At 42.8% G+C, this 24,034-nt stretch carries 19 protein-coding genes and 1 pseudogene; 11 read left to right on the top strand and 9 right to left on the bottom strand.

Features of this window, described 5'->3' with window-relative positions:
• Nucleotides 1-8 precede the first annotated feature (8 nt).
• Nucleotides 9-1,091 (bottom strand): cytochrome-c peroxidase, encoded by a 1,083-nt coding sequence (locus LDO37_RS08820; RefSeq protein WP_224055441.1) that lies wholly within the window; start codon nt 1,089-1,091, stop codon nt 9-11.
• A gap of 391 nt (nt 1,092-1,482) precedes the next feature.
• Between LDO37_RS08820 and LDO37_RS08815 the strand changes: the two genes are divergently transcribed.
• The 3 genes from LDO37_RS08815 (at nt 1,483) to LDO37_RS08805 (ending at nt 7,770) form a co-directional block, all read left to right on the top strand.
• A complete protein-coding gene (locus tag LDO37_RS08815; RefSeq protein WP_185829883.1) occupies nt 1,483-3,780 on the top strand; it encodes a HEAT repeat domain-containing protein in 2,298 nt (765 codons plus the stop codon).
• Nucleotides 3,781-3,914: 134 nt separating this feature from the next.
• The gene (locus LDO37_RS08810) at nt 3,915-6,437 is read left to right on the top strand and encodes a PAS domain S-box protein (RefSeq protein ID WP_126608908.1); all 2,523 of its coding nucleotides are present in this window, start codon (nt 3,915-3,917) and stop codon (nt 6,435-6,437) included.
• A gap of 4 nt (nt 6,438-6,441) precedes the next feature.
• Entirely contained in the window at nt 6,442-7,770 is a 1,329-nt protein-coding gene (locus tag LDO37_RS08805; protein WP_126608909.1) for a sigma-54-dependent transcriptional regulator, read from the top strand.
• Between the two features lie 103 nt (nt 7,771-7,873).
• Here LDO37_RS08805 and nagK read toward each other — a convergent pair whose 3' ends face one another.
• Nucleotides 7,874-8,782, bottom strand: coding sequence for an N-acetylglucosamine kinase (nagK, locus tag LDO37_RS08800; protein WP_126608910.1), 909 nt, complete (start codon nt 8,780-8,782; stop codon nt 7,874-7,876).
• Between the two features lie 261 nt (nt 8,783-9,043).
• Nucleotides 9,044-9,838 carry a tRNA-uridine aminocarboxypropyltransferase gene (locus tag LDO37_RS08795; RefSeq protein WP_126608911.1) on the bottom strand — a complete coding sequence of 265 codons (795 nt, stop codon included), beginning with the start codon at nt 9,836-9,838 and terminating at the stop codon, nt 9,044-9,046.
• A gap of 117 nt (nt 9,839-9,955) precedes the next feature.
• Here LDO37_RS08795 and LDO37_RS08790 point away from each other — a divergent pair, with 117 nt between their 5' ends.
• Nucleotides 9,956-10,744, top strand: coding sequence for a sterol desaturase family protein (locus LDO37_RS08790; protein WP_126608912.1), 789 nt, complete (start codon nt 9,956-9,958; stop codon nt 10,742-10,744).
• Nucleotides 10,745-10,817: 73 nt separating this feature from the next.
• Here LDO37_RS08790 and LDO37_RS08785 read toward each other — a convergent pair.
• A pseudogene (locus tag LDO37_RS08785) lies at nt 10,818-12,131 on the bottom strand (methyl-accepting chemotaxis protein).
• A 108-nt stretch (nt 12,132-12,239) separates the two neighbouring features.
• On the opposite strand from LDO37_RS08785, the gene LDO37_RS08780 reads away from it, so the two are divergent.
• Nucleotides 12,240-12,728 carry an NlpC/P60 family protein gene (locus tag LDO37_RS08780; protein WP_126608913.1) on the top strand — a complete coding sequence of 163 codons (489 nt, stop codon included), beginning with the start codon at nt 12,240-12,242 and terminating at the stop codon, nt 12,726-12,728.
• Nucleotides 12,729-12,840: 112 nt separating this feature from the next.
• Here LDO37_RS08780 and LDO37_RS08775 read toward each other — a convergent pair whose 3' ends face one another.
• From LDO37_RS08775 to LDO37_RS08765, 3 genes are all read right to left on the bottom strand, one after another.
• Nucleotides 12,841-13,185 (bottom strand): DUF3802 family protein, encoded by a 345-nt coding sequence (locus LDO37_RS08775; protein ID WP_126608914.1) that lies wholly within the window; start codon nt 13,183-13,185, stop codon nt 12,841-12,843.
• A 139-nt stretch (nt 13,186-13,324) separates the two neighbouring features.
• Nucleotides 13,325-14,281: a sensor domain-containing diguanylate cyclase gene (locus LDO37_RS08770; RefSeq protein ID WP_126608915.1), complete on the bottom strand. Its 957-nt coding sequence runs from the start codon at nt 14,279-14,281 to the stop codon at nt 13,325-13,327.
• Nucleotides 14,281-15,243 (bottom strand): response regulator, encoded by a 963-nt coding sequence (locus tag LDO37_RS08765; protein WP_126608916.1) that lies wholly within the window; start codon nt 15,241-15,243, stop codon nt 14,281-14,283. Before LDO37_RS08765 ends, LDO37_RS08770 begins: the two co-directional genes overlap by 1 nt.
• Nucleotides 15,244-15,501: 258 nt before the next feature.
• On the opposite strand from LDO37_RS08765, the gene LDO37_RS08760 reads away from it, so the two are divergent.
• Together LDO37_RS08760 and LDO37_RS08755 are read left to right on the top strand one after the other, a co-directional pair.
• Nucleotides 15,502-16,362, top strand: coding sequence for a fructosamine kinase family protein (locus LDO37_RS08760; protein WP_126608917.1), 861 nt, complete (start codon nt 15,502-15,504; stop codon nt 16,360-16,362).
• Between the two features lie 375 nt (nt 16,363-16,737).
• Entirely contained in the window at nt 16,738-16,941 is a 204-nt protein-coding gene (locus LDO37_RS08755) for a CPXCG motif-containing cysteine-rich protein (protein WP_101113796.1), read from the top strand.
• A gap of 115 nt (nt 16,942-17,056) precedes the next feature.
• On the opposite strand, the gene LDO37_RS08750 is transcribed toward LDO37_RS08755, so the two are convergent.
• Nucleotides 17,057-17,665, bottom strand: coding sequence for a riboflavin synthase subunit alpha (locus LDO37_RS08750; RefSeq protein ID WP_126606698.1), 609 nt, complete (start codon nt 17,663-17,665; stop codon nt 17,057-17,059).
• 159 nt (nt 17,666-17,824) lie between these two features.
• On the opposite strand from LDO37_RS08750, the gene LDO37_RS08745 reads away from it, so the two are divergent.
• Nucleotides 17,825-19,138, top strand: a complete 1,314-nt coding sequence (locus LDO37_RS08745) for an MATE family efflux transporter (protein WP_399481217.1) — start codon at nt 17,825-17,827, stop codon at nt 19,136-19,138.
• Between the two features lie 122 nt (nt 19,139-19,260).
• Nucleotides 19,261-20,274 carry a DUF3080 family protein gene (locus LDO37_RS08740; RefSeq protein ID WP_126606700.1) on the top strand — a complete coding sequence of 338 codons (1,014 nt, stop codon included), beginning with the start codon at nt 19,261-19,263 and terminating at the stop codon, nt 20,272-20,274.
• Between the two features lie 15 nt (nt 20,275-20,289).
• Here LDO37_RS08740 and LDO37_RS08735 read toward each other — a convergent pair whose 3' ends face one another.
• Nucleotides 20,290-21,132: a DNA ligase gene (locus LDO37_RS08735; protein WP_126606701.1), complete on the bottom strand. Its 843-nt coding sequence runs from the start codon at nt 21,130-21,132 to the stop codon at nt 20,290-20,292.
• A gap of 485 nt (nt 21,133-21,617) precedes the next feature.
• On the opposite strand from LDO37_RS08735, the gene LDO37_RS08730 reads away from it, so the two are divergent.
• Nucleotides 21,618-23,573 carry a hypothetical protein gene (locus LDO37_RS08730; RefSeq protein WP_126606702.1) on the top strand — a complete coding sequence of 652 codons (1,956 nt, stop codon included), beginning with the start codon at nt 21,618-21,620 and terminating at the stop codon, nt 23,571-23,573.
• Nucleotides 23,574-23,789: 216 nt separating this feature from the next.
• Nucleotides 23,790-24,029: an RNA recognition motif domain-containing protein gene (locus tag LDO37_RS08725; protein WP_126606703.1), complete on the top strand. Its 240-nt coding sequence runs from the start codon at nt 23,790-23,792 to the stop codon at nt 24,027-24,029.
• Nucleotides 24,030-24,034: the final 5 nt, after the last annotated feature.

The raw sequence follows: 24,034 nt of genomic DNA, 5'->3' as shown, positions 1-24,034 counted from the left end.
CATCCTCCTTAATTTTTCACGTTGCGCCAATCAGAGATCAGCTGATAGTTGTAATCATTTGCCTTCCAAACATGCTTGTCTGATGTGAGAGGCTCGCTAGATAGGGAAGACAAAAAGGCCACCAAATCCGATTGCTCTTGCGCGCTCAGGTTAAGCGGTTTAAGGCGCTTATCTTTGTTGCTGTCTTCCCCTCCACCTTGGTTGTAAAAGGCAACCACATCTTCAAGTGTTTCGAGCATGCCGTTATGCATGTAAGGCGCAGTGAAGGTGAGCTCACGCAATGTTGGCGTTATGAACTTACCTTTGTCGGTACCATCCGCTTTATGCGTCTGAACATGAGCACCCACGTCCCTTTTTTGGTTCATGTAGTTCTCTGTCCCCATAAACATGTTGAACGCGATAAACGTTTGATGACGCATGGGATCGCGGAAAATATCGAGGTTTTCAGGGACACCGATGTTGTAAGGTTTACCATCGCTAAACAAAGGACCGCTGTGGCAAGCACTGCATCTGCCCTTTCCTTTGAAAATCTCAAACCCTTTTTGGGCGCTAGTACTGAGCTTTTGCTTGTCAAAAGGTGTGGTGTTTGCTGTTAGGGTTTTTAAATATTCTGGAATGGCCTTGCGTACGCTTCCGTTTGACGGCTCTCCGTATCCAGCCTCTTTGAACATTTTTATGTAAGTTGGATCTTGTTTTAACCGTTCTTGCATCAAACGCATGTCCATGTTCATCAACCAATCTTCTGTGATATTTTCACGCGTGACATCATTCAGATTGGTGCCGATTCGACCATCGTGAAACCAAACCTTCTTATAAACGGTATTGATTAAGGTCGGCACGTTTCGAAAGCCTTTGCTGCCGGTATATGCAGGTCCAAGTGCTTCTGGGTAGGAATACCCGTTTTCAGGTTGATGACAGGATGCGCAAGACAGCGCAGTATTTCCCGATAACCGAGTATCGAAGAATAGGCGTTTTCCCAATTCTGCTTTTGCAGCGTCGATTTTTAGTGTGGGTAGCGAACCGAATTGAGTGGCATCGGTTTGGCTCCATGCTGAAAATGACAAACTGACTGTAGCAGCAAGGATCAACATTCTTTTCATTGTTTTACTCCTTAGCTTCCAGCTAAAACTGCGCATTTGTGTAGGTCACTTGCGCAGCATTATTATTTTCGCCATCTCCACAAGAGCATTTTTTGTTCCACATTTATCGGTATGAAATTTTTCTTTATTTTCAATTAACTACATACATTTTGAGCGGGATCACACACGGATTTATTGAACGTTTTGTTAAAAGTGAAGTGATAAAAGTGAACGTTTCATTCAACTGCGCATCAGCGTTATTAAAGTAATACACCCTACAAGTACGTAAGCCGTTGTTTATTCGTATGTATTTTTAAGTCGCCGTTTAGGCATGGAAACTGCAAAACTCAATAACGTGTTCATTTCTAACAAGCCTTTCATCTTCATCAAACGGGGAGTAACCATGGATAACCTGACTGCATTGGGCTCACGTAATAAAGTGGAACTGCGAGAAGCAAAGCATCGCTCAGTTGAAATACTTAAACACTTTCTTGAAACAGGCGACGAAGCCATGCGCTGTTATAGTGCAAGAGCGTGTGGCGCAATCAAAGCGGAAGACTCGATTCCAGCGCTCAACCAATGCTTGTACCACTCAGACCCCGATGTGGTTATCGATGCCGCTGATGCTTTGTCTGCAATGCAATCAGGGGATATTCATGCCTTAGAAGATGTCGCTAGGCACCACCCAGAAGGTGATGCTCGGCTTGCCGCGCTTATTGCGCTAGGACGCCATACTTCATTCCACCGTGTTGACTCAATTATTATCAGTTTTGCAAAAGGGCGAAAAGAAAGCGACAGTTTGGGCATGAGCACGGGGTGGGACGACTGGTGGGACCTACAATTGACAGCAGTAAAGATTCTATCGAGACAAGATAAACCGGAATACCTTGATATTTTCCTAACCATCTTAGAACAAGACCCTGAACCTGAGCTTGAGTTCGCCCTATATAAAGGGATAGCGAGGATGAATGCGCAATGGGTAATCTCCCAACTTCCTAAAGCAAAGCGCATGAAGAAGCGGAAATTGTTAAAAGCCTTGGGGGAAAACAATGAACAGATTTCAAAAGCATTTCTGTTTAAACACCTTAAGGATGCCGATCCTCTTTGCCGTTGCATAGCCATTGAAGCAATATCAAAACAAAGGGCGAATGAATATTTTTGGGACATATTGGAATGCATCAAGGACGACAGCCTAGATGTTCAGAAATGTGCCCTTTTTGCCATCGAACAGTTCAGCGCGTGGAGCGAAATCGATAATAAACGCCTGATTCGATATGTTTCCAGCTGCATTGATACATCCCGAATTGAATTGTTTAAGCTTATTTGTCAAACAAACATCGTCGAGAGTGAAGTGAACGATCTTGTTGCTTTGCTATCATTGGATACACCAGAGTTGTGTGTTTGTTTCATAGAAAACATCAATCCCGCAATTCTTAGTGCAAAGAACATTAAAGGTATTGAAGCGCTCATATCAGAGGTATTGACTCGTAATACGCTCGATATCCTCCACCACACTCAACTCATTCGGGCACTGGATCGTTTACCATCAAGCATAGAAAAACTGTTTCCTTTGTTAGAACGTCGTATCAATGAGGTCGATCACAATCAAAACCACACCTTCGAAGCCAGCATCAGGCAAGCATGTTTAGACGTGATTAGCCACTCCGAATTGCCAGCCTGCCGGCACCTCCTTAAAACCACTTTGTTTGGTCTTAATGCATACCCAAACAAAATAGACGTTACTCAGCCACCTTTAGCATTGCAGGACGACGAGCTTGCTGTCCATTCTGCGTTGCGAGGTCATATCGTCCCTGAGCAACAAGCGACTGAAAACGCTCCGAAATCCACGTTAAATGCGATTTTCCAAACCAACTTAGAACAAAAGCTTGCTCCAGCGCAATCGGAAGACGAACAGCAAACTAGCATCGTGGAAATGGTCGACAACCTCGACGACCAATACTCGGAGTTTGCTGACGTTGTTAAATCGAACTTTTCCGCTGCAGACAATCTGAACCTGAATAGAAAGAAAATCGCCCGTTTACCTGAATTCGAAAACATAACCTTAGCATTGCGTGCTCTAGGCCAGTCTCGCCAACCAAAAGCCGTCGGTTGGATCATTGAATCAATTCTTGGCGCATCTGACGAAAATATGCGCGAAATTTTCCAAGCTTTGACGTTACAGAGGCAACGTAACCCAAAACAAAAAGAGTGTGAAAATGGCATTGGTGCAGCTGCAAACGTATTGCTTTCAGGGCACGAGCTCACTCAACAAAGTGCGTTAAAATATCTCGCTAATACAACAACTTCAAAAGCTGTTCCGTTGATCATTGAAGCGTTAGAAAATACCAGTGAACACGTACGTATCTCTGCGCTATATGCGCTCGAAAATCACTATAAAATGCTAGGTCTACTATTCAAGCCCCTTGTAAAATCAGCGGCTAAAATCGCACTGAAGGATTCGGCATCTGGAGTACGAAAGCAAGCACTTAAGCTAGCATGTTTACTTTGGGAATATGGTGAAGAAACATCACCCATGATTGAACTTGCGCTGCAGGACGATGAATGCCATCCCGTCGCCTATGCACATTTTCTACCTTTTAAATATGAAGCTCTCTCTATGCTCAATAACCAAATAGCCACGATGTCGAGTTCACAACAACCAAATGCGATAAAGTTGATTGGGGCGTTAGCGGAAACCTAAAGTGTTGCCGAAAGTATGGGGAGAAACACATATTCCATGAACGAAAGACCATAGAATGATAAAGGATATTGTGAGATCCGCGGATCTTTCTAAAGTGAATGCCTTCTGCAAGGGACGCTTCGTTAGTAGAGCTTATGAAAACAGACTCCCACCGCCCAAACATTAACGCTTTTCTGAAAGAATGGATGGTTTGGGCATTGCCTGTCTATATCGTTTTGGCGGTATGGATTAGCCTGCACTACTTGATCAGCATCGATAACGATAAGCAATATGCCCTTCACAATGAAAGAGTGATCGTCGATCTCATCGATGAGGTATTAGGGGAAACCCTATTTCGAATGTCTGCGGATGCGAAGAACCTTAGCTATGTCACACAGAATATTGTCGAAACACAGCCTCAGCCCTATAACGCTCTAAAAGATTACTTTGTACAGTTAAGCCTAAATAACCACAGCTATGATCAAATTCGATTTATCGACACAAAAGGGTTGGAACGTCTTCGCGTTAATAACATTGAAGGGCACGTAACGGTCGTCCCTCCTGAGCAACTTCAAAACAAGTCGCACCGATATTATTGGAAACACTCTTCTACTTTAGATTCTGGCGAAGTCTACATCTCTCCTCTCGATTTAAATGAAGAAGCTGGGGAAGTGCAAACGCCTTTAAAGCCGACCATCCGGGTTGGAACCCCCGTATTTAACAAGCAAGGTGTGCGTTTGGGCAGTATCTTGCTGAATTACAAAGGCAACCAGTTAATCAATAAACTCTTAGCAGTTGCTCCAAGTTTCACGAACCATGTTTACTTGTATAACCCACAAGGGATTGCGGTAATTCATCCTGTCGACTCGCAAGGCAGTCGCTTCGCTGTTTCACCTAACCGAGATATTCCGTCTCATATCATTGAGTCGATACTACAAAACCATCGAGGGCAACAGCTACAAGAAAACAGCTATTACACCTATTCAATGATCGGTGCACCGAATAACGGCAATTGGACGATTGTATCGGTCTTCCCTATCGAGCGATTTAACCTTTCACGCCTCGATTTTCATGACCGCTATAGCATGCCCTACTTTCTGCTTTTTTTAGTTATCACTGTCGCCATCTTTCTAGTGAGTCGATTTCGTGTTCAAACACGATTCTTGCGCCAGCAACAACGTTATGAACAACAATTTCGCCATACTTTAGAAAACATCCAATTGGCCGCTGTCAGTATCAACCAGCAAGGTAGCATTACGTTCTGCAACGACTTTTTTCTTAATATGGTGGGGTACGAAAAAAATGAAGTGGTTGGTCGTAGGTGGGTTGAGCGATTTATCCCTACTGAACTTCATCAACAAGCAGAAGAAGCGTTAAATGAAGCCATAAAGCTGCAAGCCCATCAGCCACACAGTGAAAGCGTTGTATTGAGTAAAACAGGTGAAATCCATTTGGTGTCGTGGACATCAACTTTCACTGAGACCAATGATCAACAAATCTCCCTCACGCTGTTAGGTGAAGACATAACTGAACAAAAAATGGCGCAAGATAAAATTCAGCGCCTTAGTCACGCAGTAGAAAGCAGCCAAAATTCTGTGGTTATCACGGATTTGGATGGACGCATTCTTTACGTTAATCCTGTTTTTTGTGAGCTTTCTGGCTATACACGTGAAGAGGTACTGAATCGTACACCCAGTTTTCTTCAATCGGGAGAAACCGCTAAGGACGAGTATCTGGCGCTATGGGAAACCCTACAGGCGGGAAAAGAGTGGCGTGGTGAATTCCACAACAAAAAGAAAAATGGTGAGCTGTTCTGGGAGCGTGCTCGGATTTCCCCCGTAAAAGATATTGAAGGTCGCTTGCTCTACTATGTTGCTGTGAAACAAGACATTTCAGAAGAAAAGCGACTCGCCCAAGAAGTAGAGAAGCAAACACGTGAACGCATCCATCATGAGAAACTCGCCGCTATAGGTAAAGTCGTTAGCATGATCGCACATGATCTTCGTAATCCTTTAAGTTCAATAAAGATGGTGCTTCAAATTCACGCACGGAGCCAACGAAACGAAATGTTTGATATTTCTTTGGAACAAGTACGTTATATGGAAGCGATACTCGAAGAATTATTGGCCTACTCAAAGCCCGATCAGCTTAAACCGGATTGGATAGATTTAAACAAACTGCTTGAATCCTTGGTTGCTGGTCAACAAAAACAAGCAAAAGTGAGCAATGTAAAGATGGTTTTGGCACTTCAACCTAACCTCCCTACATTGTTTGCTGACCCACTAAAATTGCGACAGGCGTTACAAAATCTGCTATTGAACGCCATTCAGGCATCTCAATCTGAAACAGAGAACCGACCAAAAGTAAAAGTGAGCTCTAACGTCATGTTCACTGAATCTGAAACCCACCTTTTGGTTGACATAGAGAACAATGGCCATGTAATCGACCCTTGTTTAACTGAGAAAGTCTTCGAGCCTTTTTTTACAACGAAAGCCAAGGGAACAGGGCTTGGGTTAGCCATAGTAAAACGTATTATTGATGCGCATACTGGCGACATTCATCTGACTCCTCTAGTAAGTGGCACGCAAGCAAGGATACGAATACCTGCCTCACCCAAAATATTGAATCAACGAAAACAAGAAAAACCAGAAGAGTACGAACAAACAGAGGAAGTTTAATTTAATGAGCAAGTTGCTGATCGTCGATGACGATACTGGAATTAGTCGAACCTTACAGCTCCACTATCAATCGCAGGGCTATACCGTGGAAGCTGCACACCGCGTTGATACAGGTGTAGAAATCGCCAAAAGGCTGCAACCAGACGTTATCGTTCTAGACATTCGAATGGAAGGAAAATCCGGTATTGAGGGAATCGCTGATTTTAAATCTACTTGTCCAGAAGTACGCATCATCATGATCACTGCCTACCACGATATGGAAAGCACCATTATGGCGATGCAAAAAGGTGCCGACGAATACATCCACAAGCCTATCGATATTGACGAACTCGATAAGGCCGTAAGAACCGCTTTGGAGTACCACGCCTCGACTTCGAAAGACGCTGTTACGATTCCAGACACATTAGGGCGCTCTATGGTTGGTTCATCTCACGCGATGAAAGAGATATACAAAACCATCGGTCGTGTCGCACTCACGAATGCGTCTGTCATGATTACTGGTGAATCTGGCACGGGTAAAGAAATGGTTGCGCGTGCCATTCATAACGCAGGTCGTCCTAAGTCCTCCCCATTTGTTGCATTGAACTGTGCAGCACTAGTGGAGAATTTATTGGAATCTGAAATGTTCGGGCATAAAAAAGGAGCATTTACAGGGGCGATATCGGATCAACCCGGTAAATTTGAACTTGCCAGTGAAGGCACATTGTTTTTGGATGAAATCGGAGAGCTCTCGCCACAAATTCAAGCAAAGTTACTCAGAGTTCTGCAAGAAAAAGAGATGACGCCATTGGGAGGAAAGATCCCAATAAAAACGACGGCACGAATCATTTCCGCAACCAACATCGATTTTGCTCAAGCAATACAAGATAGAATGTTTCGCGAAGACTTGTTCTACCGATTGCAAGTGGTAAAAATTCACATCCCACCATTAAGGGAGCGTCCAGAAGACTTGCAGGAACTAATTCCAGCCTTGCTTGCGAGAGCAAATAAGGAGTTGGGAACCAAAGTCACCAAAGTGGCTCTCAATGCTATGGGATTACTGTGCAGCTACTCTTGGCCAGGTAATGTGCGTGAACTTGAAAATACACTCACCAAAGCCGTTGCACTATGCCCCGGCGACATTCTTACGAATGAGTTGTTTGAAGAATTGAAACAAAATTTGCCGCAAATTGAGGAGCAGTACCCTTCTTCTTCGCTAAGCCTACAAGATATGGAGTATCAACATGTCCTGAACGTACTTGAATCGGTTGATGGTCATAAAGGAAAAGCGTGTGATATTTTGAAAATCAGCCGACCAAGATTACAAAGGATCTTAGAGCGCCTAGAAAGTTAAGCGACGCCCAGTAAAGACATTCAAAAAAGTGAGCTCAAAGGCTCACTTTTCGTCTAACCAAGGTGGCACTGTGATTCAGTGCTTTGGAAACATGGCACTAAGGTTATTTAATATTCAAAAACGCTGCACCGCGCACACCGCCAGAATCACCGTGTTTCGCTTTGATGATCTTTGGTGGTTTCGCAACAGAAAGTAGATACTTAGGTATGCGCTTTGGCATCTCTTCATAAATCAGTTCGAAGTTCGACAGCCCACCACCCAATGCAACAACATTAGGATCGAAAGACGTAAACAAGTTACCAAGACAGATCGCCAACAACTCCATGAAGCGCTCGACATGCTCAACCGCTTTGGCTTCACCTTCAGCGTGAAGTTTGATCAGTTCAACCGCTTTAATTCGCTTGCCGTAGTAGTGCTCGTAGAGTTGCTCGAAACCACGACCAGACAAGTAATTATCTAAGCAGCCTTTCTTGTCACATCCACAACCAAACAAAGGCGCATTTTCACCCAGATGGAACCAAGCATCGATTGGCAGGCGTGCATGCCCTACCTCTCCTGCTACGTGATTGCGACCAGAGAACACTTTACCGTCGAACACAAAGCCGCCACCAAAACCAGTGCCGAGGATCAAACCCATAACGGCAGGTTCATCTTTCAACTCATCGTCCCAAGCTTCCGACAATGCAAAACAGTTTGCATCGTTGTCGATTTTCACTTTACGACCAATTTTCGCTTCCAGATCTTTACGTAGAGGCTTTCCTTTTGCCGCAGGAACGTTTGTTGTTAGTACTGTTCCGTCATCGGCGTCTTCCATGCCAGGAATACCTATACCAATGGTGCCTTCTACGCCCAATTCAGCATCATACTTGGCAACCAGACCCGCTATGGTTTCAACCAACTTTTCATAGTCGTCACCTGGAGTAGGTACACGTTCCGTTGCTTTACGTTCTAACTTCTCATTAAACGCGCCAAATTCAATCTTGGTGCCACCGACATCAAAGCCGTAGTACATGTTTCTCTCCTGAATCCCAAAAATTAATGCATGCTCAATGTAAGCAGAAGTTGCCCGACGGACAGTACGATCTGACAGAAAGAGCATAAAATTATCTAGCTACGCATTATCCATAAACTGGCTGAATAGTCCGTGATACAACACAAATTAACGTTGTCAGTAAGGCTAAGTGGTGACTCTCTGCTCAATATTTATAGGGTCTGTAGACTTTGCATGACTAATTTTCGTTCAAACTCTATACGTTTTTCTCAAGGCGCGAGGTCAACAGGCTCTTACATATTCATTATATTTTGCCAACATTGGTTTTGATAGGTCGTGTTTTAAGCGGGTTTTACTCAGTAGGTAACCCTCTTTAAAGGCTTCAAACCAGAGTGAAAGGGTTTGTGCGGCAATTGAATCCCCTAACATATCAAACACCAGACTTGCGACTTCTGCAGTCGCAAGGTGCTTTTCATTATCTGACTTTCTCATCATATAATTTGATACGGTGTCTGGGTTTACAGACAAGACAGGCAAACTAGAAAGGTAATCGGACTTTCTAAACATTTTTCGAGCTTCTCGCCAACTTCCGTCTAGAAATATGAGCAGAGGTTTTTTACTTGGAATGCTGTTCGCATCTTTTGGTAGACCCTGTTCTTTTGGTAAGGCTTGCTCTGTAAGTTTTTCTTGCTTAACAAGGTCTTCTACTTGAATGAGTCTTGATTTTTCATCGACATAGTCTTCAGGGAAGATTATAACGGGTTGGTATTTGTCATCTTTTAGTAGAGCTAACAATGCCTGTTCAGGTTCAGTGCGTGACCATTGAAAAGCATGTGTATCTTTTAGGATATCCGCTATTAGCCTACCAGTGTTACTGGGCTTGAGGATTTCGTTATCTGACATGATGATCAACGCCGAAATATCCGATTGAATATTGGGCTGGTGTGAACAAATACAGTGCTTCTCTGTTACTTGGCAGAATTGACACCGTACAACTTTAGAACCGCGAGCATTAAAGGGTTTGGTCGCTCTGTTGAGCCGAGATTGATATAGGCTGTGAACCTGATGTATGCGCATGGTAATAGTGTCAGTAATACAGGAAATTTGGCAGATTATACCCAAACAGCATCAAGATGCTAGATTCCGTAAGTGACCGGAACTCGAGATAAGTAAGAAATACAAAGGTAGGAATGAATGGAAGATCCAGCGATTGTTCGGTTGAGCTTTTTTATTGGCGGATTGATACTTTTTGCTTGTTGGGAGTATTACGCACCTAGAAAATCGCTGACTCAAAGTAAGTTAACCCGTTGGGGAAACAATTTGGGGTTAGTTGGACTGAACAGTATCTGCTTAGCGGTTATTATGCCTATTGTTGCATTTGATAGCGCATTGCAAGCGCAGCAATTTGGATTCGGGTTGTTTCATTTCTTCGAAGTGCCGGCTTTAGTCAACATTCTTCTTTCTGTGTTAATTCTTGATTTTGCTATCTATGTTCAACATGTGATGTTTCACCGCCTGCCTTTTTTATGGCGACTTCATCGAATGCATCACGCCGACCAAGATATTGATGTAACTACGGGTAGCCGGTTTCACCCTATTGAGATCATTTTGTCCATGTGGATTAAAATTGCACTTGTGCTCGCTTTAGGTGTGTCTCCCATTGCTATTGTCGTATTTGAAATTATTCTCAACGTGAGTGCGATGTTCAATCACAGTAACGGAAAACTCCCCCTTAAATTGGATTCTTGGTTACGAAAGTTCCTTGTTACTCCTGACATGCACCGTGTTCATCACTCGGTAGAAGTGAAAGAAACCCATTCTAATTTTGGCTTTTTCTTGTCGGTATGGGACCAATGGTTCGGCACATACAGAGATCAGCCGAAAAAAGGACACGATGAAGTAGAAATTGGGCTTCCTCTATTCAGGAAACCCAAGGAACAACAATTATGGAAAATGCTAACTCAACCGTTTAGGCATGATTAAGTATACCCAAGTGACCTCAAGGTGCAGGATTCAGAACCTAGCATCTTGAGGTTACTTGGGTATATAACAAAAGCTATGCGAAATCATACTTGTGTAACATGGCTTGCTGGTGACCACCGATGTCTGCCACTTGTTCTGAACTCTTGATCATGGAGTCTAATTGAATTGTGGTGTTTTCCCCGAGTTCGGAAATAGATTGAATGTTGTTGTTCACATTCGTCGTTGAGCGCTCTTGCTGTTCGGTAGCGACTGATATTTGTTCGACACGCAGTTTTATCGCCTCGACTGACGTCTCTATTTTGCTGAATGTTTCCTTAACATCCATGCTCGATTTCATTGCCTGAGACATTTCTTTTCGGCTTTCAATAACGGCGTCTTTGGAGTCTGCAGCAGCTTGTTGTAATGCAGCCATCATCTCTCGAATATTCGTTGTTTGATGACTTGTATCACTTGCCAGTTTTCTGGCAACAACTGCAAAACCTCTTCCCTGCTCTCCTGCTCGTGCTGCCTCTATTGCGGTATTCAACGCGAGTAAGTTGGTGTTCTCTGCGATCCCACTGATCAAATCGACCAGTTCGGTAATCTCTCGAACTTTGCCATCTAGTTTAGCCATGGATTCTTCATTTATTGTTAACGAACTATCTAGAGTCGCCAATCGATGTGCGTTTTCTTCAATGACTTTCCCACCTTGAATGGAGTCTGAAGCTGCGACTCTCGATTCTTCATCTCTGGTATTCTGACGTCGCTTGCTCTAGATCCTCTGCAATCATCATCACGAGAAATGTGCTTTCCATAGAGCTCGCACTGGCGATAAAGCGATTAGCTGCCTGATGCTTCTGGGTTATCTTGAATCAAGAGACGATACTCGGTTCATTTCAGGGCCAATTGAACTGACTCCATAACGAAATGTGGGAATAAGATCATTTAAGGTAACTTGAATAGCAAAGATATCTCGCTGAACATTAAGCACTTGAATAGAATTTTGCCTTAACGATTCAACAGAGTGAATGAGCTGCTCTTTCTGCTGATCGGAAACCACGCCTCCAAAGGCATCGGAAAGGTTAAATAAGGAATCGAGCTCCTCCTGACTTTTTATCGTAAGAGCATCCAGTTCCGCGACTGCGGAGCTAAGCTCACTCTTATTTTCGCTTTGCATTCCTTGATTTAAGCGTTTAACTTGAGTCAGTATCGTTTGAGTAAGCTCTGCATTATTAATTGCTAGTGGCAGTGCTTGCTCGGATAGCTGGCTAAATTCTGAACCAACAGTGTCAATTCCGTGTTGGCTGATACTTGAGAGAGAAACTACCATTAAAGTAGTAACGGCTAATACAGCCACAATGGCTTGTATTAGTGAAATTGAAATCCGGTTCGATTTGGTATTTCGCATATGAGCGCTCAGCTAGAACTGTCCTTAGTGCTCTTTATGCGAAAGAGTTTATGGCTCACTCATGACAGCCATATTTCAAAAAAAATATAATTAACAATAAGAACGAGTATGTGTTTTAAAAGAATTATTTCGACGAAATTTCTGATAGTAAGTGTGTTCTTGGCGGGTTGTTCAGCGCCACGACCTGATTTTTCAACTGATGCTTATGAGCCAAATAGTAAGCAAAGTACAGCCACGCAACGAGCGCTAAGCGATGTGTATGTAAGGTGGGAAGGCGTACCCTATCAATTTGGAGGCAACGATCGCTATGGCATAGATTGCAGCGCGTTTACCAAAGTCGCTTTCAATGAAGCTTTTGCTATGTCGCTACCAAGAACGACGGAAAACCAAAGTAAAGTTGGAAAACAAGTTTCTTATAAGGACGCCAAACCCGGTGATCTCGTTTTTTTCAAAACAGCATACAAGCAGCGTCATGTTGGCGTGTACATGGGTAACAAAGCATTTATGCATGCTTCTACATCGAAGGGAGTCATTATCTCGCGCTTAGATAACCCTTACTGGGCTAACGCGTTTTGGCATTTCCGGAGAGTAAATTAGCTAGCGTGCTTTTTAGTTCAATATAATAAAGGGGCTGGTCACAACCAGCCCCTTTTGGTAACCCATTATATACATGTTTATGTATGCTATCTTGAGTTCTGTGTTATCAAACCTAATCGTATATTGCTACAGCCGTATCAAATAGGTTTTTAACAAGCGCGATATATTCATCTAGAAAACCAATTTGCTCGTTTGTGGCTTTCTTGTTCCACGCACCAGCAAGTACTTCTCCTAAATCTTCAACAACAGCATCCGCTTCCTTAAGAAGTTTAAAACGTACGCTTGAATGCAATTCAGGATTTCGTTCAAAGATAGCCATAATATTAGTCGCAATGAGATCAGTAACGACATCCTCGATACTCTCATCACCAGTATCACCTTCGACTTGGGCAAAAATGTCTAGGTTCATTGTTAAATGCTCAATAAGAGCAAGATAGCCATCAGTTTCTACTACCACTATTCGTCTCCACCATGTTGGTGTTTTATTGCTTCTCGCTAAATTCTAAGACATATCTGACGAATTTGATATATCAACAAGACCAAATGACCAACAAATAACACGCTTATTTGATCTCGTTACGGTTATTCAAACCCTGTTATGTGTGGATTGTAGACTTATTTCGCCCACTTTGTTTTGAGCTATACAGTGCTTTATCGGCAGACTCTAGCCAAGCTAAGTAATTTTCCATTTCGGAACTAAACTCACTGATTCCTAAGCTTACTGTAAACCTAATATCGCCTTTTTCAGTTGCAACCAATGTTTCTTCAATACGCTTTCTGAGCCTTTCAGAAAAATAATACGCCTGATCAGAATTGGTATTCGGTAACAGCACCGTAAACTCTTCACCTCCATATCGACCACAACAATCAGCTTGCCTAGCTGTTTTCTTCAGCAGGTGCGCTGTTTGCCTGATGACGCCATCACCAGAACTGTGTCCGTAGGTGTCATTGACCTTCTTAAAGTGGTCAATATCGAAGATGACTAACGATGCTGGAGTGTTTAAGGTTTGACACTGAATAAATTGCTCACTAAGACACTGCTCCCAGTGCGCTCGATTGTACAATCCGGTTAGCCCATCTGTCCGGCTGAGGTGGCTCAGTTTTTGGTTGGTTTCTCGTAAATGTAGTTTCTTTTTTGCTATGTCAGACACGTCGTGAATCATAAGGCAAATGTGTGTGACTTCTCCTGTTAACGCCTTAAGAGGTGTAATGACGACATTTTGGTACATCATAGACAAGCCATTTGATACAGGAGAAAAGTTATTGAATTCGAATAGGTAAGGTCTGTCTTCCCAGCTAGAGAACCCTCGCATTTTTAGCTTTACCGACGCTTCTATCTTCGACTTTAACCATTCAGAAGGAAGTTGTGGAAAGAGATCAAATAGGTTATGTCCCATAATAATGTCAGCAGTGATACCACTGTAAGATTGCATGAAGCTATTCCACGTACACACATTGTAATGTCTGTCGAGAACCACCAGCCCAGAATCCATGTTATCCATCACTTGCAATGCCCAGTGAAAATCTGAGATATCAAGCGTTATATCTGACATTACATCGTCTCCAGAATGCGTTTAATTTTGCCAACCGACCGTGAATCAATAAGAAAGAGCACTTCACATTCAAAGTTAATGGATTCGGCAAAATACGTGTATTCAATGGTAAATAGCTCGCCCATTCCACCGACGTTAAGAGAATTAATTTCTTGATGAAAATGATCGATAACCGCAGGTTGACGCAACGCAAACTGTGTACACATCTGCTCACCAAGCGAAACAAGGTAAGACGCCACTAATAAGTTGGCGATATTGATGACCACTTCATTATAAGAAGATTCTTTAACTTGAAACCCGAGACTTTGCCCCATTTCCTCTATCTGATTCCCTCGCATACAAACCAGAGCTTCACCATGTATCCCTCCGCCTACAAAGCGCTGGGCAACCGCAATTGCCCCTTCTCGATGGAGTACGTCTTCTAATGTCATGGCGAGTTCACCAGAGCTTAATAAGCCGACATTGGGAATTGGGATATGGATAAATTCACCCAGATGATCTGAAATAATCGCAGCACCTCGACCTAAAGAGATATTGGTAAGCTCTTTGAACTTTGTCATTGGATCAAGCTTAGGAAGAGGGTCAGAAGAATCGCTTTGGGAAAACGTCAATCCAATAAGTGGAAACAAAGGTCTGGCGATTTCAGGATTGAGTGGCTTTTCTATAAATTCATAAGCGCCAAGGTTTCGACAACGCTCTTTTGCAGCCTGCTGTACATCACCGGATACAACGATAACTTTTGTTGGGTAATTATTTACTGGGAGAGCGGAAAGTACTTCGTAACCATCCAGAACTGGCATAGTAAGATCCAGAAACATAACGTCGATGTTCTGCACTTTGAGTATGTCCAGAGCTTCCTGACCGTCACCAGCAAATAGTATTTGTTGGTGCTCAGAATTCGCGATACAACGAGCTACCGACTTTCTCGCCAAAGCCGAATCGTCACAGATTAGTACTTTCATAACAAACGCATGGGATTATTTTCCTGAATCAACATCACACTATAATGTATTGATTTTACAAACCTATGCTTTAGTTTAGTTTTTGTGCTCAAAATCGGAGTTGCTTCACATCTGCTAATGAAAAGAAGATCTTGATCAGATCATTTGATCTTATCGCCGTCAGCGTATCGGCTATATGTGGCATATATAACAGTAACAACAAAAAGTTATGGGCTACTATTGGTGTGAGGCTATTCAATTTATTAATAGGGACCGGATATGTGGCAATCTATAGCGCAGCAACTTTCTGAAGTACTCGTTTTCGATTACAAAATTTCCGAAAAAGTCCGTTTAAAAGGCGGTGACATTAGCCAGAGCTATATGATTAGCGATGGTGAGCAACGTTATTTTATTAAAGTTAACGATCGTTCTTTCCTGCCTCGATTTGAATTGGAATCGGAAGGTCTTACCGCACTAAAACAATCCGACACACTGTTTTTGCCAGAAGTCGTTCACGTTGGTCATTGTAAAGATCATGCGTTTCTTATCCTTAACTACATACCTTGCAAACCTCTAGAAAGTGCTAAAGCGAGTTATCGCTTTGGTTTACAGCTTGCTAAACACCATAGTTGGGGCGATCAACGCGAGTTTGGCTTTGATGCAGATAACTACGTTGGTGCTACGTTACAGCCAAATTCTTGGCATAAAAACTGGGCTCGTTTCTTCTCTGAACAACGTATTGGTTGGCAACTTCAATTAATGCAGGAAAAAGGGGTTGAATTTGGGCAATCAGACGAGATAGTTGCTACCGTATATGAACGTCTTGCGGCGCACCACCCTACCCCCTCATTACTCCATGGTGACTTGTGGAGTGGAAACATATCCAATACGCCTGTTGGTCCAATGCTATACGATCCTGCGCCTTATTGGGGAGATTCCGAATGCGACATCGCCATGACGGAGCTCTTTGGTGGATTTATGTCGGACTTTTACCAAGGATACGAAAGCTTAAAGCCACTCGACTCAGGTTATCAGTCGCGAAGAGACGTTTATAATCTTTACCACATTTTGAACCATTGCAATTTGTTTGGTGGAAGTTATCTAGATGATGCCCAAAATATCGTAGACAGCTTACGCTAGGAAAATTCGTAAGGTTAACGGCTCAAGATATATCTATACGGCGGGGCAATTTAGAGCACCAAATTGATTGCTCTGGTGAGTCTTTCAAACTTCTTTGATTTCGATACATAATTAATATTTCAAATTATTACGTGCACGATTTTATATAAAATGGCGAATAATCCGTCCATTTTTGCAACGTTCTTACAAACTTTTACTCTTCACTTTTCAGCTCAGATGCATTTTTCTGACCGCCAACACGTGATCCAAGTCATTTTTCTTTGAAAATTTGCACTTAAGCATGTTTCATACTTAATTCAATTCGATTAGTAAGGCAACGAGCTAGTATGAATAAGAATTCATCAGGGGATTCTAAGTGGTGTAAGGAAGGGTGTTATGAAAAATTACACAGAGAAAAGTGTAAAGTGTCCACATTGTGGATACACAATAGGCATTACCTTGGACTCATCAAATGGCAGCCAAGATTTTTACGACGACTGCCCAGCTTGTTGCCATGCAATTCATTTGAATATGTTTGTCGACGAGCAGCATGATAAGGTGCAGTTAACCGTCGATGCGGATGACGAACAAATATTCTAACTTCATAAGTTTAAGACTGTTTTTCAACGTTTCAATCATGTCAAAAACCAAAAGCGCACTGAATACAAATTAGTGCGCTTTTTTAATAATTATTATTAAATCAATGTATTACTAGTTAACTTCGATTTGCTAGCACTCTTTCTACTGTATCGACAATGGCTTGCGTTTGTGGGTCAAACTCTATATTAACCAGCTCGCCAATTGTGCGATTTCCGAAAAGAGTACGCGTTAGCGTTTCTGGAATAAGGTGGACACAGAAAGTGTTATCTTTCACGCTGCCAATAGTGAGTGAACAGCCATCAATGCCAATGTAACCTTTTTCTAATACGTAACGCATTTGATCCGGCTCTAGCTCAAACCAGATGGTTCGATTGTTTTCGGTGCTTTCAATGTCAGAAATTTTAGCGACGGTCGAAATATGCCCAGACATAGAGTGTCCACCAATTTCGTCTCCAAACTTAGCAGCCCTCTCGACATTTACGCTGTCGCCCGCCTGGCATGCCCCTAAATTAGTTAGCTTTAAAGTGGCTTGCATTAAATCAAACCACACATGGCTACCTTCTATTCTTGTTACGGTTAAACAGCAGCCGTTATGGGCAACTGACGCACCAATTTGTAGGTTTTCACCTAAACTGCCATTCAGCTCAACAATGTGAGTTTGGAATTCCTTTTTCTTTTCTATTGATATGATCTTCGCTGTACCTTGTACAATCCCAGTAAACATATGGCTCTCTTTTCTATACTCAACAAAGTTATTGGTATCTTACGATCAATTCTTTATCATGCGCCACTCTATCCCGATTTATATGCAGTATCGGAGTAATCTGTGCATCGTTATCAAAAAGAAGCCTCTCAGTTAATTAAGTTAGCCACTCCTGTCCTCATTGCGTCCGTTGCCCAGACTGGCATGGGGTTTGTCGACACAGTCATGGCTGGCGGTGTCAGCCCAACAGACATGGCTGCAGTTGCTATCGCGACGAGCGTCTGGCTCCCCTCTATCTTGTTTGGGATTGGTCTTCTCATGGCACTCGTTCCCGTAGTAGCACAATTAAATGGCTCCAGTCGTCAAGTGAAGATCCCTTTTGAGATTCAACAAGGGATCTATTTATCCCTACTGCTGTCGATCCCTATTGTTGGCGTGCTTTTTCAAACTCAGCAAATTCTTGATTGGATGCAAGTTGAAGCGCTCATGGCTGAGAAAGCAAATGGGTACATGTACGCCGTAATGCTTGCAGTACCTGCGTTTCTGTTATTTCAAACACTGCGAAGCCTTACTGATGGTTTGTCTTTAACAAAACCGGCAATGGTTATCGGCTTTATTGGCTTGCTGCTTAACATTTCACTTAACTGGATATTCGTCTACGGTAAGTTTGGTGCGCCTGCGTTAGGCGGTGTTGGCTGTGGTGTTGCTACCACGATTGTGTACTGGATCATGTTCGGCATGATGTATTTTTATGTCGCGAACGCAAAGAAGCTTCGTCATATCAATCTTTTTGGCACATTTCATCCACCACAATGGAAAGCGCAACTTCGCTTATTTAAATTAGGTTTGCCTGTCGCGGCAGCTTTGTTCTTTGAAGTGACTCTGTTTGCGGTAGTCGCATTGTTGATAGCGCCTCTTGGCCCGACAACCGTTGCTTCTCATCAAGTCGCCATCAACTTTTCTACCCTAGTCTTTATGCTCCCCATGAGCATCGGTGCAGCAGTCAGTATTCGAGTTGGACACAAGCTTGGAGAAAAGAGTACAGAAGGCGCTAAGATTGCGTCTCGTGTCGGTATTATTGTCGGCTTAATCACTGCGTGTTTTACAGCATTGATGACCATTGTTTTCAGAGAACAAATTTCTCTGTTGTACACCGACAACCGAGAAGTGGTCTCTGTTGCAAGCGCCCTTTTGGTATACGCAGCGGTATATCAGTGTACGGATTCAATCCAGGTTATAGCTGCTGGTGCATTACGTGGCTACAAAGACATGAAAGCTATTTTTAACCGAACGTTCATCGCGTACTGGGTACTTGGGTTACCAGCGGGATACATCTTAGGCATGACGGATTGGGTTACTGAGCCTATGGGCGCAACGGGTTTCTGGATAGGTTTCATCATTGGGTTGAGCTCCGCTGCCATTATGCTTGGTCGTCGTCTTCATTGGATGCACAAGCAGCCCGACAATGTTCAGTTGGTGTTTTCGTCGCGTTAGAACACCGAAAGCAAACAATAACAACAATGCCCAGGTATTCTGGGCATTGTTGTTTTTATTGATGTATCTTTGCGTTTAGCACGTATCTAAGATGCGTCTTAACAAGTTTACTCGAGGAAAATATGTCATCCCGCGTACTGGCTATCGTTTGTGTAACAATGCTTTCAGGTTGTACCGATCCTGTACTTTCCATGTATGACGATTACATAACTCGCATAGCCCGAGTTCAGGATGTTTCCTCTCTAAGCGTACCGGATACTATTTATATAAGTTTGCCAGACAAAAAGCTTCTCCAAACACCCATTCCACGCATTTCCATTGGGCTTCTTGAATCTTATGAATTAAGGCGTTGCGGACTTTTTGAACTGATAGCAGAACGGAATTCATCACTGGGCAAAGTTCAAGACGAGTTTCATTTGTTTGATTACGAAACGCGGTTTATTACTGGCGTAGACAAATGCTTAAATCACCCAGATATATCTGAAGAGGTTCAGCGTAAGCTCAGCATCGCTCACACAGAAAAGAAGCGACATTATCCGCTACATCTGCAACATGTTATTACTCAAAGTGACGCTTGGCGTACACAGCTCAGTGGCAAGGAATGGTTGCCTATTAAAGGGGCTTTCGGGTTAACGGAGCTAAATCTGGCACTTAAACCGTTTTACAACATTACATTGCAATTGTCTGAAACCTCAGAAGACGAAGAGCATAGTACATTGAGCGAACATTTTGTTACGCCGTCACAGGAAGTAATAGAAACAACTAATGTGATTGGTTCTCTGAGTTTTAGCTTAGTTAATAGTACCCTATGGCTCAATCAAGCAACGGAACAACTTAACCAATTCGATGGAAACATTCGCTGTGGAGAGAAACGAGACAATACCCAGTTTACGTACATGAAAAACGTGTTTCAGAGTCAGTATGTCGAGAAAATTCAACCGTATTTATCAAAGCTTGATACAATATACAGAAAGCTGAATGTAGAGCTGGCGGTCATTCTGAAAAAGACCAATGAAAGCTACCCAAATTTTTACGAAATAGAGCAGCATCATAAGGGTTTTAAATCGGCGATACTGAGTCATGTTAAATACTGGCAAAGGCTGTTCGCTAGATGCGGAGGCGCACCAGATTCTTAAACTCGATCGCTTTAGTTACTCTACTCTTTCACGCAGGAAGCGAGCGAATCGCGGTTTTCCAGATTCAGTACGTCCGTTGAAGCGGTAAGTAATCGTCGCACCAATGGGCAGTGGTTGTTTTCTCATTGAATCTTTTAGCCCACTTCCAATGTAAAACTCTTTACCGTTGGCACAACGCACCAAATACGAGCCCAGCATTCCGTGGTACTTTCCCTCTCCCGGTTTGTATCCAATGATTGTTGCTTCCGCATCTGCGTGTTTTTTTAACTTGAGTAAATCGTCTGAACGCCCCGCTCGGTAGCTTTTGCTCACCTTTCGAAGCATTAAACCTTCGCCATAATTGTCATCGACTCTATCGAGCATTTTCATCAGCTGAGAATGGTTGGAGGCGGAAATATGCTCTACATATTGAATGTGGTGTTGATCGACGGTTTTTACCCAATTTTTGATGTCGTAATAACGCTTAGCATAGTCGCCAGCAGAGTGAGGTAAATCGAAGATCATAAATTGGATGTTTTTCCAGGCGGTGTCAAATGGGGTTTTGTCCATAACCGTTTGCTGAACAACATGGAACTTCCCTCTTCCAGCCCATAACTCGCCCTCCATTTTCAAAGAAGGGAGCCCTTCTGTGAACCAAGCAGGCGCGTGAATCTTAGTGCCTTTCCGAGTGTAAAGCGATGTACCATCCCAGACAGCACGAATACCATCTAATTTTTCTGATACCCAGTACTCATCTAGGTTGATTTCCGACGAATACTCATTGGCAAGTAACAAAGCGGGTTCTGCTGGTCTTTGTGCTATCGCCGATGCACCCGAGACTGCAGCCAAAATAACACACGCTAAAATCCTTTTTCTCATTTCTACCCCTTATATAACCCACTTGAATTCAGTCACTTGAATAAATAGGATTACTCAGGGTATTTGTATCAAATTGCTCGCTATTTTCGCGACGTGTTCATACGGTATATGCGAGCGGTTCACTTCAATACATTACGCTGGACGTAAACAGTTGCAAAAAATTCAGAGAACAATCACTTTTTCTCTTCGAGATGGCATTAGCCATCAATATCCAACACTTAAAAGTGCATATTGTGATATCCATTCCTGTTAAATTTTTAAATATTTTCTTACTCAGTTAAACACCAATATTCTTGTGACACTCATCCAATAACCTTCATATTTATTAGTGGGTTAACCTACTCCCCCTCCGTCAGACTACCAGTTTACACCCCAATCAGACTAGCCAAAACTACTAACAATAGAATTAAGTTTTCGTGTATTTACTTGATCTACCTATTACCTTTCTAATCGTCGAGAAATTAATGTTCAATCAGGAATAAACGATGAAAAATACCAAAAAGCTGATGATTGTCTCGGCAATACTAAGCTCATTTAGCACCTTCGCTAACAGTAATATGATTCACTTCCCGGGGAATGAGGCATCCCAACCAAGTACGGAGAGATCAGACGCAAACACGATTTCTGTAAGCCAATACTATTCTCAAAATGGAGCCACACCGCTCGGACTAAAAACACTCAAGCTCGAATATAAGAAGCAATCAGACGGCACTTACCTGTATTATTTTTTACGTGACGGTATTAAGAAAGAAATCGTCCCAGCTCTCATGGGTCAGTACCTGGCAGCCTTTCGAGCAGAATTTCAGCCGCCTAGTAATACATCTGAATATTTTGCGTGGGTAAATGCTGTAAAAAATTACTCGTTTGATTTACTTCCTTCAAACGCTACTGAACAGCCCAACCCTTCTCCAGTTCCACCAACTCAAGTAGTCACTGCCTCCACCGGATTGAAAGTTGGACCAGCAACGGAAGGGCTTAATACAACGTTGGATAATTTTGATGTTAATCTCCGCTTAGAATCGGTCACAACCATACTGGACCTTATCGCGCTTTCTGAGCAACTTGGTACAAACATCAACATATACTCTCATATAGAAAGCAATCCAAAAAAGGATCAACTGCTCACCGCTGGTATTCAAAAGCTTCAAGCAGAAACTGGGCGTGATTTCTCTCGTTTCTACACAATCATTAAAACAGATAACGGTCCTAATAGCTCATGGGTTGAAGATGCTCGAATCATGAGCCGTGATGGTAAGGCTGTCTATATTCCTGCGGATATTTCCAGGAAAGCTTCCTACGATGCGCAAAGGTTTATACAAACCTACTTGCCTAAAACCAGCGCAAACTTTGGTCTTGAGGGAAATACTAAACGTAAAGTTGGTCTTACTGTAGATCAAGGCGAGCAACACAACCGTACAATCAAAAACCTCGAAAGTACTCAAAGCCCGATCACTATTTATCGAGGAAACAGTTACATTGAAGGTGGTAACCTGCTTTCTGGCACCATGCAAAACGGAAATCCGTATGCTGTCGTTGGTACAGATTCAGTCGTGTTAACTACTCAACATATGAGCGAGAAATACCTTAAATCACCTGAGCTAGCACCCTCGTTCTCTCCTGAGAGTATCGCAGCAAGAATATCGAAACTAGCGATTGATGAACGGGATCCTTCATTTCAATACACGCTAGGAAAACTAACAAAAATTCATAATAACCTCGGCGACCAAGCACTTCGTACCATGGCGCGAGAAATGTTGGCGAAAGAAGATCTCGCTAAAGACATCATCGCAGAAGATATCGGTTTAGTTCGAAGCGCAGTAGCGTTTGTTCCTCAACCGGGTTTCCACTTAGACATGAAAATGCGCCCGTTAGAAAATGGGGACATCTTGGTCAATGATGAAGCCGAAAATCAAAAGCTCTTGTCACAAGCGCTTAGATTCGCAGCAACAGACGTGGAGCGTAGCCAACTTAATGACATGTTGGAACAATCTCGTATCAAGCAAGAAAGTGCCAAACATTACACGCCGTTAATTAAGGCTGAATTAAGGAAAATTGGGCTTAACCCTATCTCCTCTCCAGGCGTATTCGAAGGTAAGTCAGCTGTACAACCGGGAGGAATTGCAAACTTCATGAACAGTGTCCTTGTTGAAAGTAATGGACAGAAACTTTACCTGACAAACCATGCAAGAAACTCTGCGCTACGTAAAGCGTTCCAAGAACACATGTACGTGCTTGGTTTTGAAACTAAGTTCTTAGGCGAGAGTACGCCAATGATTGCGCAAAACCCATGGATGCTGTTTGAGTACGCGCAATATCTAGTTAGAAAGAACTTCGGAACTCAAAAAGAAATGGAAAACGTGATAAAAAATATGACCGAAGCTGAATTCAACTTAGCTGTACGTTCTGGTGGGTTGGATTGTTTAGAGGTTCATTACCCATAACTTCTTATCACTGGTATTAGAATCGAAATACACCACTGTAAGGCTTTGCAACACGCAAAGCCTTTTAAGCGTGCATATCTAAGAAACATACTTTTGACCTGTGTGCCAACAAACTCTGCCAGCAAGCCTCTTGCAAGTACCGTAAAAAATCATTCCTTGGTTTTAGTCAAATTAGCTGCGACAATCCACGCGTAATCAATACACCAACGGATACTTATGAAACTTTTAGTTCGCAACCTCGCTCGCTCCACTTCTGAACAAGATATTCGAGTTCTATTTTCTTCTCATGGCGCTGTCGCGGAATGCAATCTTGTATTGGATCAAGAAACGGGAAACTCAAAGGGTTTTGCGTTTGTTGAGATGCCGAACGATGACGAAGCAAAAGCAGCAATCAATGCGCTAAATATGACAAGCGTTGATAAGAGTAAGATTCGCGTTAAGCGATCAGAAAGCTAGAATAT

Source organism: Vibrio penaeicida, from assembly GCF_019977755.1.
Classification (GTDB): Bacteria; Pseudomonadota; Gammaproteobacteria; order Enterobacterales; family Vibrionaceae; genus Vibrio; species Vibrio penaeicida.
This window is presented reverse-complemented; position numbering and strand designations above follow the sequence as displayed.

Bases quoted from the DNA above. Each gene is read 5' to 3' on its own strand.
- LDO37_RS08820 (WP_224055441.1), bottom strand. From the start codon at position 1,091: ATGTTGATCCTTGCTGCTACAGTCAGTTTGTCATTTTCAGCATGGAGC.
- LDO37_RS08815 (WP_185829883.1), top strand. From the start codon at position 1,483: ATGGATAACCTGACTGCATTGGGCTCACGTAATAAAGTGGAACTGCGA.
- LDO37_RS08810 (WP_126608908.1), top strand. From the start codon at position 3,915: ATGAAAACAGACTCCCACCGCCCAAACATTAACGCTTTTCTGAAAGAA.
- LDO37_RS08805 (WP_126608909.1), top strand. From the start codon at position 6,442: ATGAGCAAGTTGCTGATCGTCGATGACGATACTGGAATTAGTCGAACC.
- nagK (WP_126608910.1), bottom strand. From the start codon at position 8,782: ATGTACTACGGCTTTGATGTCGGTGGCACCAAGATTGAATTTGGCGCG.
- LDO37_RS08795 (WP_126608911.1), bottom strand. From the start codon at position 9,838: ATGCGCATACATCAGGTTCACAGCCTATATCAATCTCGGCTCAACAGA.
- LDO37_RS08790 (WP_126608912.1), top strand. From the start codon at position 9,956: ATGGAAGATCCAGCGATTGTTCGGTTGAGCTTTTTTATTGGCGGATTG.
- LDO37_RS08780 (WP_126608913.1), top strand. From the start codon at position 12,240: ATGTGTTTTAAAAGAATTATTTCGACGAAATTTCTGATAGTAAGTGTG.
- LDO37_RS08770 (WP_126608915.1), bottom strand. From the start codon at position 14,281: ATGTCAGATATAACGCTTGATATCTCAGATTTTCACTGGGCATTGCAA.
- LDO37_RS08765 (WP_126608916.1), bottom strand. From the start codon at position 15,243: ATGAAAGTACTAATCTGTGACGATTCGGCTTTGGCGAGAAAGTCGGTA.
- LDO37_RS08760 (WP_126608917.1), top strand. From the start codon at position 15,502: ATGTGGCAATCTATAGCGCAGCAACTTTCTGAAGTACTCGTTTTCGAT.
- LDO37_RS08755 (WP_101113796.1), top strand. From the start codon at position 16,738: ATGAAAAATTACACAGAGAAAAGTGTAAAGTGTCCACATTGTGGATAC.
- LDO37_RS08750 (WP_126606698.1), bottom strand. From the start codon at position 17,665: ATGTTTACTGGGATTGTACAAGGTACAGCGAAGATCATATCAATAGAA.
- LDO37_RS08740 (WP_126606700.1), top strand. From the start codon at position 19,261: ATGTCATCCCGCGTACTGGCTATCGTTTGTGTAACAATGCTTTCAGGT.
- LDO37_RS08735 (WP_126606701.1), bottom strand. From the start codon at position 21,132: ATGAGAAAAAGGATTTTAGCGTGTGTTATTTTGGCTGCAGTCTCGGGT.
- LDO37_RS08730 (WP_126606702.1), top strand. From the start codon at position 21,618: ATGAAAAATACCAAAAAGCTGATGATTGTCTCGGCAATACTAAGCTCA.
- LDO37_RS08725 (WP_126606703.1), top strand. From the start codon at position 23,790: ATGAAACTTTTAGTTCGCAACCTCGCTCGCTCCACTTCTGAACAAGAT.